This is a genomic window from Aeromonas sp. FDAARGOS 1418 (assembly GCF_019048585.1).
Lineage (GTDB): Bacteria > Pseudomonadota > Gammaproteobacteria > Enterobacterales > Aeromonadaceae > Aeromonas > Aeromonas caviae.
On sequence record NZ_CP077387.1, the window covers coordinates 947,501 to 960,992 of the forward strand.

A 13,492-nucleotide genomic window follows, 5' to 3' on the forward strand; every position below is an offset into this window, starting at 1 on the left:
GGTGTACCCGCGGCTAGACGGAAAGACCCCGTGAACCTTTACTACAGCTTGGCACTGAACATTGAACCTACATGTGTAGGATAGGTGGGAGGCTTTGAAGGCGTGACGCCAGTTGCGCTGGAGCCGTCCTTGAAATACCACCCTTGTATGTTTGATGTTCTAACGCAGGGCCCTGAATCGGGCTCGCGGACAGTGCCTGGTGGGTAGTTTGACTGGGGCGGTCTCCTCCCAAAGAGTAACGGAGGAGCACGAAGGTTGGCTAATCCTGGTCGGACATCAGGAGGTTAGTGCAATGGCATAAGCCAGCTTAACTGCGAGACGGACAGGTCGAGCAGGTACGAAAGTAGGTCATAGTGATCCGGTGGTTCTGAATGGAAGGGCCATCGCTCAACGGATAAAAGGTACTCCGGGGATAACAGGCTGATACCGCCCAAGAGTTCATATCGACGGCGGTGTTTGGCACCTCGATGTCGGCTCATCACATCCTGGGGCTGAAGTCGGTCCCAAGGGTATGGCTGTTCGCCATTTAAAGTGGTACGCGAGCTGGGTTCAGAACGTCGTGAGACAGTTCGGTCCCTATCTGCCGTGGGCGTTGGATGATTGAAGGGAGTTGCTCCTAGTACGAGAGGACCGGAGTGAACGAACCTCTGGTGTTCGGGTTGTCACGCCAGTGGCACTGCCCGGTAGCTAAGTTCGGAATCGATAACCGCTGAAAGCATCTAAGCGGGAAGCGAGCCCTGAGATGAGTCATCCCTGACCCCTTGAGGGTCCTAAAGGGCCGTTGGAGACCACAACGTTGATAGGTGGGGTGTGTAAGCGTAGCGATACGTTGAGCTAACCCATACTAATTACCCGTGAGGCTTAACCATACAACACCCAAGAAGTGTTCAGAGACTTGTAGCAGATACCGAGAACGAATAACTAAATCAGCTTTCTCAGATTGAAGATTTTGCCTGGCGGCAATAGCGCAGTGGAACCACCTGACCCCATGCCGAACTCAGAAGTGAAACGCTGTAGCGCCGATGGTAGTGTGGCATTCGCCATGCGAGAGTAGGACACTGCCAGGCACCCAATTTTAGATTACGCATTGAGCGTGGTCTTTACCGGTTAGTGTGCTGATATGGCTCAGTCGGTAGAGCGCATCCTTGGTAAGGATGAGGTCCCCAGTTCGATTCTGGGTATCAGCACCATTTTCAAGCAGTACAGCTTTTGCCTGACGGCAATAGCGCCGTGGAACCACCTGATCCCATGCCGAACTCAGAAGTGAAACGCGGTAGCGCCGATGGTAGTGTGGCATTCGCCATGCGAGAGTAGGACACTGTCAGGCACCTATTCAGAAGAGGCCTCCCATGCGGGAGGCCTTTTTGCATTTCTGTCCTCCCGCCGCAATTCCCTGCTTCTATTTCAGTAAAAATGCTGGGCTATCAAGGGATTGCTCGTTACTCTTTAGCCGTTGCCCGATGAACACGTGATGCTGCCTGCGAGGTATTGATGGCTACGTTGAAGGAAATTGCACAGGAGGCGGGGGTATCGCTTGCTACCGTATCCCGTGTGCTGAACGAGGATCCCAGCCTGAGCGTCAAGGACGAGACCAGGCAGAAGATCTTCGAGATTGCCGAGCGGCTGGAGTACAAGACCAGCAGCGCCCGCAAAGGGGTGCACAAGAGCAAGCTGCAGCTCCTGGCTGTCTACGCCTATCCCCAGAGCACCGAGGTCAACGATCCCTATTACCTCGCCATCCGCTACGGCATCGAGACCCAGTGCACCCGCCTCAACATCGAGCTGGCCCACTGTTACAACGGTGCCGAGGGGCGTGAGCTCTCTGCCGTCGATGGCATCCTGGTCATCGGCCATCTGCCGGAAGAACGGCTGGCCGTGCTGCGCGGCCTGTCTGCCCAGCTGGTGTTCGTGGATTGCCGCTCCCAGGGGGATTTTGACTCGATTGACGTGGATCTGGCACTCATCAGCCAGCAGGTAGTGGACTTCTTCATCGCCGAGGGCCATCAGCGCATCGGCTATATCGGTGGCCAGGATGATGGCCCGGATCTGCGGGAACTCGCCTTTCGCGATTATGGCCAGCGGCTTGGCGTGGTACAGGAGAGCGATCTCTATCGCGGAGACTTCTCCAGCGCTTCCGGCTACAAGCTGGCGAAGGAGATGCTGGCCGGCGACTGGCCCAGGGCACTGTTTGTCGCCTCCGACTCCATCGCCATCGGCGTGCTGCGTGCCATCCACGAGAAGGGACTGGCGATTCCCCAGCAGATCGAGCTTATCAGCGTCAACGATATCCCGACCGCCAAGTTCACCTTCCCGCCGCTCTCAACGGTGCGGATCCACTCCGAGTTGATGGGCTCCCAGGGAGTCAATCTGTTGGTCGAACGGCTACGTGACGAGCGTGATATTCCCCTTCGGGTGCTGGTACCGAGCAAGTTGACCCTGCGTGGCACTACGCGCTGATTTTAGTAAAATACCCTGCATTTTAGTCGTGCCATCTTGCGGTGGTGCGACACCCCTACCAAGCAAACTGCTTTGCCATATCATCCAATGACGTCACATCACAATGTTTTATAGTTGATTTTACTGCCATTCAGCCAGCTATCATCAACATCCATGCCACACCCATCCGCCCTATTCCCTTTTATCTTCCGCTTCTGATCTCGCTCACAAAACCATCCGCTCACTGTGATCAGGTTAAAACTTTACCTATTCAAAACTGATATTTAGTAAATATTTATCTAGGGTTTACCCAGTTAACGTTGCCTTGTTCCGGGAGGACATGTGAATAACTGGGAAAACGTCCAATTCGTTGGTGAAAACAGGCTGGCTCCGCGTGCCTACTTCTTCTCTTATGCCGACCACGCGCTGGCGGCCACCATGCAGCGCGAGCTGAGCCGCCGTTTTCTGAGCCTTAGCGGTCAGTGGCAGTTCCACTACTTCGACCACCCCCTGCAGGTGCCGGAGGCCTTCTATCACAGCCCCATGAGCGACTGGGGCCAGATAGCCGTCCCCAACATGTGGCAGATGGAGGGGCACGGCCAGCTGCAGTACACCGACGAGGGCTTCCCCTTCCCCATCGATGTGCCCTTCGTGCCGACCAACAACCCCACCGGCGCCTATCAGCGCAGCTTCACGCTGAGCCCGGCCTGGGATGGCGAACAGGTGATCATCAAGTTTGACGGGGTGGAGACCTACTTCGAGGTCTATGTGAACGGCCACTACGTCGGCTTCAGCAAGGGGAGCCGCCTTACCGCCGAGTTCGATATCAGCGCCTACGCCAAGGTTGGCGAAAACCTGCTGTCGGTGCGAGTGATGCAGTGGGCGGACTCTACCTATATCGAAGATCAGGACATGTGGTGGATGGCGGGGATTTTCCGCGACGTCTACCTGGTGGGCAAACCGGCCACCCATGTGCAGGACTTCTTCATCCAGACCGCGCTGGCCGATGACAGCCAGAGCGCCACCCTGAGCTGCGATATCCAGCTGGATAATCTGGGAGCGCCAGCCCGTGATCACCGTCTGGTCTGGTCCCTGCTGGATCAGGGCAGCGAGATCGCCAGCGGCTCGCTCGACCATCTCGCCATCGATGGCAAGTGTGATTGCCGCTTCACGCTGGATCTGGCCAACCCCCATCTGTGGAGCGCCGAAGATCCTTACCTCTATCAGCTGCAACTCTCCCTCTACAACGGTCAGGGCGAGCTGCTGGAAGTGATCCCGCAGCGGGTCGGGGTGCGTGAAATCACCGTCAAGGATGGCCTCTTCTACGTCAACGGCCACTACCTCAAGCTGCACGGGGTGAACCGCCACGACAACGACCACCTCAAGAGCCGCGCGGTCGGTATGGATAGGGTGGAGCGCGATATTGTGCTGATGAAGCAGCACAACCTCAACTCGGTGCGCACCGCCCACTACCCGAACGACCCTCGCTTCTACGAGCTGTGCGACCAGTACGGTCTGTTCGTGATGGCGGAGACCGACGTGGAGACCCACGGTTTTGCCAACGTCGGCGATCTCAGCCGCATCACCGACGACCCCTTCTGGGAGCCGGTGTTCGTGGATCGCATCGAGCGCCACGTGCACGCCCAGAAGAACCACCCCTCCATCATCATCTGGTCGCTCGGCAACGAGTCCGGCTACGGTTGCAACATCAGAGCCATGTACCAGCGCTGCAAGGGGATCGACCCGACCCGGCTGGTGCACTACGAAGAGGATCGCGATGCCGAGGTGGTGGATGTGGTCAGCACCATGTATTCCCGCGTCTCCCAGATGAACTGCTTCGGCGAGTTCCCGATGGCGAAGCCACGCATCCTCTGCGAATACGCCCACGCCATGGGCAACGGCCCGGGTGGCCTGAGCGAATACCAGCAGGTGTTTGACCGCCATCCCCACATTCAGGGTCACTACATCTGGGAGTGGTGCGATCACGGCATTCTGGATCAGGACGAGCAGGGCCGCCCAGTCTACAAATACGGCGGCGACTACGGCGACTATCCCAACAACTACAACTTCTGCATGGATGGCCTCATCTATCCGGATCAGACCCCGGGGCCTGGCCTGCGTGAATACAAGCAGGTGATCTGCCCGGTCAAGGTGCGCGCGCTGGATCTGGCGAGCGGCAAGCTGGAAGTGGAAAACCGTTACTGGTTCTCCAATCTCGACGACATCCGTCTGCTGGTCGAAGTGAAGGCCGAGGGCGAACTGCTGGCCAGCCAGCAGATCCGGCTGGAAGGGGTGGCTCCCGGTGCCACCACTGAGCGGCAACTCGAACTGCCATCCCTCGATGGGCGAGAAACCTTCGTCCAGCTGCGGGTCATCAAGGCCACCGCCACCCGCTACAGCGCGGCGAAGCACGAGCTTGGCCAGTACCAGTTCCAGCTGAAAGAGTCGACTCGCCAGCTGCAGCCCTTTGCCAACCCCAACGCCACTGCGCTGCAGATTGCCGACGAGCGCCTCGTGTTGACCTTGAGCGGCAGCGGCTTTGCCCTGCGCTTCTCACGCCTCGATGGCAAGCTGGTGAGCTGGCAGCAGGACGGTATCGAGCTGATTGAGCGGGCGCCACGCCTCACCTTCTTCAAGCCGATGATCGACAACCACAAGCAGGAGTACGAGAGCCTGTGGTACCCGAACCACCTGCAGATCATGCAGGAGCACTTCCGCACTCTGAGCTGGCGTCAGCTGGGTGAGGCGGTGGAGGTGACGGTGGAGAGCCTGATCGCGCCGCCGGTGTTCGACTTCGGTATGCGCTGCCGCTACGTCTACACCCTGAGCCCGAACGGTCAGCTGCACGTGGCACTGTCCGGTCAGCCCTACGGCGGTTATGACGACATCATCCCCAAGATCGGCTTCGAGCTGGGCATTCGTCAGGATCTCGACCGGGTGCACTACCTTGGCATGGGGCCGGGCGAGAACTATCAGGACAGCCGCCAGAGCAACTGGATCGACAGCTTCCAGAGCACAGTCAGCGAGATGTGGGAGCACTACCCCTTCCCGCAGGATAACGGCAACCGCCAGCAGGTGCGCTGGGCGACCCTGACCAACCGCCACGGCGCCGGTCTCTACGTGCGGCCTGATGCCCCCATCAACCTGAGCGTCTGGCCCTACAGCTGGGAGCATATTCACGCGGCGCAACACATCAACGAGCTGGAGCCGAGTGGTTATCTCACCCTCAATCTGGATCACAAGGTGCTGGGGCTGGGTTCCAACTCCTGGGGCTCCGAGGTGCTGGACTCCTGGCGGGTGCGCTTCGAGCCGTTCAGCTTCGGCCTGACCCTGCTGCCCATCGCCCGTGGCAACCTCAATCCGGCTGCGCTGGCCGGGCTCGATCTCACCATCAACGGCGGGAGGAACCTCGCATGATCACCCTGGACAACCTGACCCTGTTCAAAAACATCTACCGGGAAGGCAAGAAGTGGGGCCGCTGCGTGGAGGCCATCAACAACCTGGCGAACCTCAAGCCAGGTATCTGCCACTCCATCGGTGACTCCCTCACCTACCGCTTGCAGGAGGGGGCCAGTCCGGCCACCTCGTTGTTCGAGGGGCAGCGCCGCTACTTCGACGTTCATTACTACCTGGAAGGGGAAGAGACGGTGGAGTGGGCAGCCAAGAGCGAGCTGCGGGTCGAGCAGGCCTATGACGACACCACAGACCGCGAGTGGCTGGCAGGCGAGGTGCGTGAGCGCCAGCAGGTGGGCAACGGGCAGGTGGTGATCTTCGAGAACGACGAGGCCTACCGCTTCGTCGGCGATGCGCCGGTGCGCAAGGTGATCATCAAGGTCACCGTCGAAGGCGGCTACTTCAAAAACAAATAACAAGCCGCCGGTTCTGCACTGACAAAAGCCGGAAGGGCGGGGCTCACCCTACACATCATGCCCCGCTCTTTCGCTGAGATAACTACAGGTCTGGAGATGCACCATGTCTGATTCCAAACGCAATACGATAGGCAAGTTTGGTCTGCTGTCGCTCACCTTCGCGGCGGTATTCAGCTTCAACAACGTCATCAACAACAACATCGAAATCGGTCTGGCCTCGGCCCCGATGTTCTTTCTGGCCACCCTTTTTTACTTCATTCCGTTCTGCCTCATCATTGCGGAATTTGTGTCACTGAACAAAAACTCCGAAGCGGGGGTGTATGCCTGGGTGAAGAGCTCCCTCGGCGGTCGCTGGGCCTTTATCTCCGCCTACACCTATTGGTTCGTGAACCTCTTCTTCTTCACCTCCTTGCTGCCGCGGGTCATCGCCTACGCCTCCTATGCCTTTCTCGGCTACGAATACATTCTCACTCCGGTGGCGACCACGGCATTGAGCATGGTGCTGTTCGCCTTTGCCACCTACGTCTCCACCAACGGCGCCAAGATGCTCGGCCCCATCACCTCGGTGACCTCGTCCCTGATGCTGCTGCTGACCCTCTCCTACATTCTGCTGGCGGGTGCGGCACTGGTGGGCGGCGTGCAACCGGCTGACCCCATCACGGTAGAGGCCATGGTCCCCGATTTCAGCTGGGCCTTCCTCGGTATCACCACCTGGATCTTTATGGCGGCCGGTGGCGCCGAGTCGGTGGCGGTCTACGTCAATGACGTGAAAGGGGGCTCCAAATCCTTCGTGAAGGTGATCATCGTCGCCGGGATCTTTATCGGGGTGCTCTACTCCATCGCATCGCTGTTGATCAACGTGTTCGTCCACAGCGACACCCTGAAATATACCGGCGGCTCGGTGCAGGTGTTTGAAGGGCTGGCAGCCTACTTCGGCCTGCCGGAGATCCTGATGAACCGCTTCGTCGGTCTGGTCTCCTTCACCGCCATGTTTGGCTCCCTGCTGATGTGGACGGCGACCCCGGTGAAGATCTTCTTCTCCGAGATCCCGGCCGGCATCTTCGGCAAGAAAACCGTCGAGCTGAACGAGAACGGCGTGCCCGCCCGTGCAGCCTGGATCCAGTACCTCATCGTGCTGCCGCTGATGGTGATCCCGACTCTGGGCTCCAACACAGCGCAGGATCTGATGAACACCGTCATCAACATGACCGCCGCCGCTTCCATGCTGCCGCCGCTGTTCATCATGCTGGCCTACCTCAATCTGCGTCTGAAGCTCGATCACCTGCCGCGGGATTTCAGGATGGGTTCGCGCACCACCGGCATCGCCGTGGTGTCGGTGCTGATCGCCATCTTCTCGGTGGGCTTCCTCGCCTCCACCTTCCCGACCGGCGCCGACATCATGACCATCATCTTCTACAACGTCGGCGGGATCGTGATTTTCCTCGGCTTCGCCTGGTGGAAATACAACCGCTACGAGGCCTCCCTCAGTGCCGAGGCGCGCGCCAAAGAGGCCCAGCCGACGGCGCAGGTTGCCATGCAGACGCCATAGCCACTGCATTGAATCCGAATAAAACCGGGTGGCCGTTGGCCACCCGCAAACCGTTGAACCAGAAAAGGAAAAGAGCATGAGCGAGACGATCGAGTTTACCGAATTCAAGCGGGTCGAGATGAAGGTGGGCAAGGTACTGGAGGTGGTGCGTCACCCCGGGGCCGACAAACTCTACATCGTCCAGATCGATGTGGGTGGCGAGCGGCCGCTGCAGACAGTCACCAGTCTGGTGCCTTACTACAGCGAAGAGGAGCTGATGGGCAGCGAGGTGGTGGTGCTGACCAACCTCAAGCCCACCAAGATGCGCGGCGAGCGATCCGAGTGCATGTTGCTCTGCGCCGAGACCCCGGACGAGAGCCAGAGCGTGCTGTTGCAGCCGCGGGTGCCGATGGCGCCGGGCACTCCGATCGTCTGACTGGTATTGCGAGCCGGTGCGGGAGACGGTACCGGTTCACCAACGAGGCCGCCCACGCGGCCCGATCATAACAAGAGAGTAAAGCGCGGGGCCGACAGACCCTTGCCGAACACATCACAGAGTCACAGCGTTACCCGCAGGGAGCGCAAGTCCACTGGAGGACACCATGTCTGAATCCGTACGCGGCACCATAGGCAAGTTTGCCCTGTTGTCGATGACCTTTGCCGCCGTGTTCAACGTGCGCAACATCGTCAACAACAACATCGAGCTGGGGCTTAGCTCCGCCCCCATCTTCCTGCTGGCGACCATCGTCTACTTCATCCCGTTCGTCTTCATCATCGCCGAGTTCGTCTCGGCCAACAAAAACTCCGAGTCGGGGATGTACGACTGGCTTAAAAAACCGCTCGGCACCCGGATGGCCTATCTGGGCTCGTTTCTCTACTGGTTCGTGAACCTGTTCTGGTTCGTCTCCCTGCTGCCCAACGTCATCGCCTACGCCTCCTACGCCATGCTGGGCTATGAGTACAGCTTCTCGCCCATGGTCACCTCGATCATCTCCATCGTGCTGTTTGCGGCGGCGACCCACATCTCCACCAAGGGGGCGAGCTGGCTTGGCAAGATTGCCGAAATAGTGGCCTACGGGGTGTTTGCCCTGTTCGCCATCTATGTGCTGGGCGCCCTCATGGCTCTGAGTGGCGATCATGTGCCGGCCCAGCCCATCACGCTGGAGGCGATGACTCCCACCGTCAACTGGGCGACGCTCGGCATCATGTGCTGGATCTTCCAGGCGGCGGGCGGTGCCGAGACCGCAGCGGCCTACCTCAATGACGTGAAGGGCGGCCAGAAGTCCTTTATCAAGGTGATCATCAGTGCGGGTATCGTCATCGGTGCCATGTATGCGGTCGGTTCCCTGCTGGTGAACGTGTTCGTACCGCGCGAGAGCCTCACCTATGCCGGCGGCATGGTGGAGATCTTCACCGGCATGGCGCAGTACTTCGGGCTCTCCGAGGCGCTGGTGGGCCGCTTCGTCGGCGTGGTGCTGTTTATCGCCATGTTCGGCTCCATGATGATGTGGACCTCGGCGCCGGTGAAGATCCACTTCTCCGAGATCCCGCAGGGGGTTTACGGCGAGAAGACCACCCAGCTCAACGAGCACGGCGTGCCGGTGCGCGCCGCCTGGTGGCAGTTTGTCTTCGTGTTCGCGATGCTGGTGGTCAACGGCTTCGGCTCGGAATCCGTGCAGCAGATGATGAACACCGCCATCAATCTCACCGCCGGGACTGCCATGCTGCCGCCGATCTTCATCATGGTGGCCTACTTCGTGTTTCGCTGGAAACACGACGACACCCCCCGCGAGTTCCGCATGGGGTCGCGCACCTTCGGGATGGGGGTGGTGTCGGTGCTGATCGCCATCTTCGTGGTGAGCATGAGCGCTTCTGCCTTCCCGGCCGGAGTGGATCTGGTGCGCGCCTTCTTCATCAACGTCTTCATGACCGCGGTCTTCTCGGCGCTGGCCTACTGGTGGATCTCCCGCTTCGAGAAGCGCCAAGCCCGCAAGTCAGGTGGCAACGAGAAGAAAGCGGGCAGCGACACCCTGGCCAGCCAGCGCTGACCGGCATGTGGCAAACAGGAGACGGGCGACCAGGGTCGCCCGTTTTTTATTGGCCGGATCCGGGGCCGGAGGGGCAAACTCGTTTAGTTTTGCTGTTAGAATGTGCGTTATCGTTTAACAAAATGAAACAAATGAAGCCGCCGCTCAACTTTGCACCACAGGGTGTTCGGGGTAAGCTTGTCCCTTCGTATCCGGGGTCGCCGCCTGATGACGCCTTCCCCGTGCCCTGTCGTCCCCTCCCGTGCGGGACGCGCTTTCTCTGGAGACTCCCCGTGCGTCTGGATCCTTTTACCTCTGTGCTGATTGCCGTGGTGGCCCTGGCCTCCTTCTTCCCCTGCGAGGGGCAGGTGGCCGTCTGGTTCGGTCTGCTGACCAAGCTGGCGGTGGCGCTGCTCTTCTTCATGCATGGTGCCAAGCTGTCGCGCCAGAACCTGCTGGCGGGCCTCGGCCACTGGCGGCTGCACCTGGTGGTGATGGCCAGCACCTTCGTGCTCTTCCCGCTGCTGGGGCTGCTGCTCACGCCGCTGGTGCCCCAGTGGCTGAGCCCGGCCATCTATCTCGGTTTCCTCTACCTCTGCGCCCTGCCCGCCACCGTGCAGTCGGCCATCGCCTTCACCTCCATGGCTGGCGGCAATGTGTCGGCGGCGGTGTGCAGCGCCTCGGCCTCCAGCATTCTCGGCATCTTCCTCTCGCCGGTGCTGGTGGGGCTGATGATCAATGTGCAGGGGGAGGGGGTCGATACCTGGCACTCCATTCAGGCCATCATGGTGCAGCTGATGCTGCCCTTCGTGGTGGGCCACCTGTCACGCCCCCTCATCGGTGGCTGGGTCGACAGCCACCGGCCGCTCATCGGCAAGCTGGATCAGAGCTCCATCCTGCTGGTGGTCTATGTGGCCTTCAGCGAGGCGGTGGTGCAGGGGATCTGGCACCAGGTCGGCTGGTACGATCTCGCCAGCATCGTGCTGCTGAGTTGCGTGCTGCTGGCCCTGGTGCTGGGGTGGAACGTCTGGATCAGCCGTCGCCTCGGTTTCAACAGGGCGGACGAGATCACCATCGTCTTCTGCGGCTCCAAGAAGAGCCTGGCCAACGGGGTGCCCATGGCCAACGTCATGTTCCCCGCCGCCAGCGTCGGTGTCATGGTGCTGCCGCTGATGATCTTCCACCAGATCCAGCTGATGGTGTGCGCCGTGCTGGCCCGCCGCTACCGCGAGCAGGAGGCCCTGCCCCAGGTTCAGCAGGGGTAAGTCGTCTGGATAAAAAAGAGGGAGGCCATGGGCCTCCCTCTTTCGTTTGCCGCGTCTGCCGCGTCGTCAGCGTTTGCGCCAGACGGTGAGCTGGGCCACCGTGTGCTGGTACTTGCGGGCGGTCTCGCGGATGACGAAGGGGACGTCCCGCGGGGGCATGTGCTCCTCGAACTCCTCCGCCAGCAGCCGTTGCAGCGCCTGATAGGTGCCGAGGGCCTCGCCGTTTTCCCGAATGCCACCGAGCCAGTTGGCCTTGGGGGTGTAGTCGGTCAGCCAGGTGTAGGGGCTGGTGAGCACCAGCAGGCCGCCGCTGCGCAGGCGCGGAGCAATGTCCCGCAGGAAGCGGGCGGGCTCCCGCAGCCGGTCGATGAGGTTGGAGGCGAGCACCAGGTCGTAGTCGCCGTACTTGGGCTTGAGGTTGCAGGCATCCCCCTGGCTGAAGTGGACCCGCTCGCTCTGCTGGCGGCCAAGCTCATGGCGGGAGAGGCGCGCCTCGCAATATTCCACCAGATCCCCTTCCACCGGCACCGCATAGCGGAAGCTGTCCTGTCTTGCCAGGGTCAGGGCCACGTCGATGAAGCGGGCCGAGTAGTCCACCCCGTCCACGTGGGCGAAGCGGCGAGCCAGTTCGAAGCTGGCGCGACCGGTGGCGCAGCCGATGTCGAGCGCCCGCTCATGGCGGCCGCAGAGCTCGCTGGCAAGACCGGCCAGAGCCTCGGCGTAGTTGGCGACCCCGAAGTGGTTCGGCCCGTACTGGAAGTCGAGGTACTGAGCGACCAGGGTGTCGGTTTCATAGGGGTTCACGATGACGGGTTCCTGATGGCGGGAGACCAGGTAGCGGAAGCCCGCGTGCTGGAAGAAGTGGCGACGGAAGGCGTAGCGGGAGGATTTGAGTGCCTCGTTGCCGGTGCTGATCCAGCTTCCGCCCTTGATGAGGGTGTGTTTGCCGTCGAAGGTGGGGGTGGAGAAGTCGTCGTAGAGGGGGTGCACCTTGAACCTCTCGAAGCCGTCGATGGCTGTGCTGGTCCACTGCCAGACGTTGCCCACCAGATCGAAGAAGCTGCCCTGGGGGCAGGCATCCACCGGGCAGGAGGAGGCGAAGCGCGCCAGGTTGATGTTGCCGGGGGCCTCCATCCAGTCCGGCTGATCGCCGGCCAGTTGCTCCCGCAGCAGCATCCACTCCCCCTCGCTTGGCAACTGGACGGGCAGGCCGGTCTGATCCGCCTTCCAGCGGCAGAAGGCGGCGGCCTCCAGCTGGTTCACCTCCACCGGCCAGTCCCAGGGCATGGGGACCTGCTCGGTCATCAGCCGCAGTTGCAACTGCTCGGGTTCATTGGGATCGCCGACCCAGAAGGTAGGCATGCGGGCGTTGGCATACTGACGCCAGCCCCGGCCCTCGTCGTCCCACCAGGCGGGCGCTTCATATCCGCCCGCCTGCACGAAGGCCAGGTACTCGGCGTTGCTCACCAGCATGCGGCTGGCCTGGAAGGGGGCCAGCTCGATGTGGCGCTCGCCATATTCGTTGTCCCAGCCGTAGGTGGCGTCCTGTTTGCCGAGCCGCACCTGGCCGCCGGCCACCGGCAGCAGGGTGTTGACGGGGACGGCGGCGAGATCGTGGCGCGCCTCGGGGCAGACCGGCCACTGGGGCTGGCTGCGCACCCAGGCCAGGGGCAGCTGGCGGATCAGCACGCTGGAGGTCTCGAGGTGGATGCGCTCGTGCTCTATCCCCATCAGGATGACCCAGGCCGGGCTCTGCCAATGGATGGGCAGCTCGATCGGCATCCGCTCGATGAAATCACACACCAGGGCGCGCACCCGGCCGCGGTAGTCACGCAGCTCGGCCACAGTGGGCCAGTCGTAGTGGGTTTCGTCCAGATCGTCCCAGCTCATCTCGTCCACCCCGATGGCGACCAGGGCCTCGATGCGGGCGTCGAGCCGACCCTCGATGAGACGGGCCGCCAGCAGCTTGTTGACGAAGAAGGCGGCGGTATGGCCGTAGTAGAAGATGAGCGGGTGGCGCAGGGGGATCGCCTTGTTGAACCAGGCCCGCTCGTCGGCCAGGCAGTCGAACAGTGAGTCGTAGAGATCGAAGGTCTGGCAGAAGTAGGCGAGGAGCTCGCGGCGCTTGTGGTCGGGATCGTCGCCGGTCAGCAGCGGGGTGCGGGTGGGGGCAGGCAGGCCCGGATGGACGAATGGGTGGCTGGCTTGGGTCACGCTCTGACTCCTTGTTGATTCTGGCGGGTGAAGCAGCGATGGAGTGCTCTATACGCACCAGGTATCACTATTGGCTCAACGAACCGGGGCGGCAACCAAAAAAATGGGTCAACACCCCCCTTCGGGTGTGGTCAGATTGACCAGATTGTGGTC

8 protein-coding genes, 1 tRNA gene and 3 rRNA genes (1 of these 12 only partly in view) are annotated in these 13,492 nt (G+C 61.1%); 11 read left to right on the top strand and 1 reads right to left on the bottom strand.

The genetic code is table 11. The annotated features are described in order from the left end of the window. From I6L48_RS04510 to I6L48_RS04560, 11 genes are all read left to right on the top strand, one after another. Window positions 1-869 (top strand): 23S ribosomal RNA (locus I6L48_RS04510); it begins 2,020 nt to the left of the window's first position. 83 nt (window positions 870-952) lie between these two features. Then, a 5S ribosomal RNA gene (gene rrf, locus I6L48_RS04515) occupies window positions 953-1,067 on the top strand. A gap of 47 nt (window positions 1,068-1,114) precedes the next feature. Continuing rightward, a tRNA-Thr gene (locus tag I6L48_RS04520) sits at window positions 1,115-1,190 on the top strand. 22 nt (window positions 1,191-1,212) lie between these two features. Then, window positions 1,213-1,327 (top strand): 5S ribosomal RNA (gene rrf, locus I6L48_RS04525). 164 nt (window positions 1,328-1,491) lie between these two features. Further along, window positions 1,492-2,457, top strand: a complete 966-nt coding sequence (gene ebgR / locus I6L48_RS04530) for a transcriptional regulator EbgR (protein ID WP_041214116.1) — start codon at window positions 1,492-1,494, stop codon at window positions 2,455-2,457. A 321-nt stretch (window positions 2,458-2,778) separates the two neighbouring features. Further along, window positions 2,779-5,853: a beta-galactosidase subunit alpha gene (gene ebgA, locus I6L48_RS04535; protein WP_216987806.1), complete on the top strand. Its 3,075-nt coding sequence runs from the start codon at window positions 2,779-2,781 to the stop codon at window positions 5,851-5,853. After that, window positions 5,850-6,305: a beta-galactosidase subunit beta gene (locus tag I6L48_RS04540; RefSeq protein ID WP_073348616.1), complete on the top strand. Its 456-nt coding sequence runs from the start codon at window positions 5,850-5,852 to the stop codon at window positions 6,303-6,305. Before ebgA ends, I6L48_RS04540 begins: the two co-directional genes overlap by 4 nt. 103 nt (window positions 6,306-6,408) lie before the next feature. Next, window positions 6,409-7,854, top strand: coding sequence for an amino acid permease (locus tag I6L48_RS04545; RefSeq protein WP_216987807.1), 1,446 nt, complete (start codon window positions 6,409-6,411; stop codon window positions 7,852-7,854). 76 nt (window positions 7,855-7,930) lie between these two features. Next, complete coding sequence (locus I6L48_RS04550; protein ID WP_216987808.1) at window positions 7,931-8,269, top strand: tRNA-binding protein; 339 nt, start codon at window positions 7,931-7,933, stop codon at window positions 8,267-8,269. A 166-nt stretch (window positions 8,270-8,435) separates the two neighbouring features. Continuing rightward, entirely contained in the window at window positions 8,436-9,881 is a 1,446-nt protein-coding gene (locus tag I6L48_RS04555) for an amino acid permease (RefSeq protein ID WP_216987809.1), read from the top strand. 272 nt (window positions 9,882-10,153) lie between these two features. Continuing rightward, window positions 10,154-11,125, top strand: coding sequence for a bile acid:sodium symporter family protein (locus I6L48_RS04560; protein WP_216987810.1), 972 nt, complete (start codon window positions 10,154-10,156; stop codon window positions 11,123-11,125). 66 nt (window positions 11,126-11,191) lie between these two features. Here the strand turns inward: I6L48_RS04560 and ovoA are convergent, their stop codons facing one another. Continuing rightward, window positions 11,192-13,339: a 5-histidylcysteine sulfoxide synthase gene (gene ovoA, locus I6L48_RS04565; protein WP_216987811.1), complete on the bottom strand. Its 2,148-nt coding sequence runs from the start codon at window positions 13,337-13,339 to the stop codon at window positions 11,192-11,194. Window positions 13,340-13,492 lie beyond the last annotated feature (153 nt).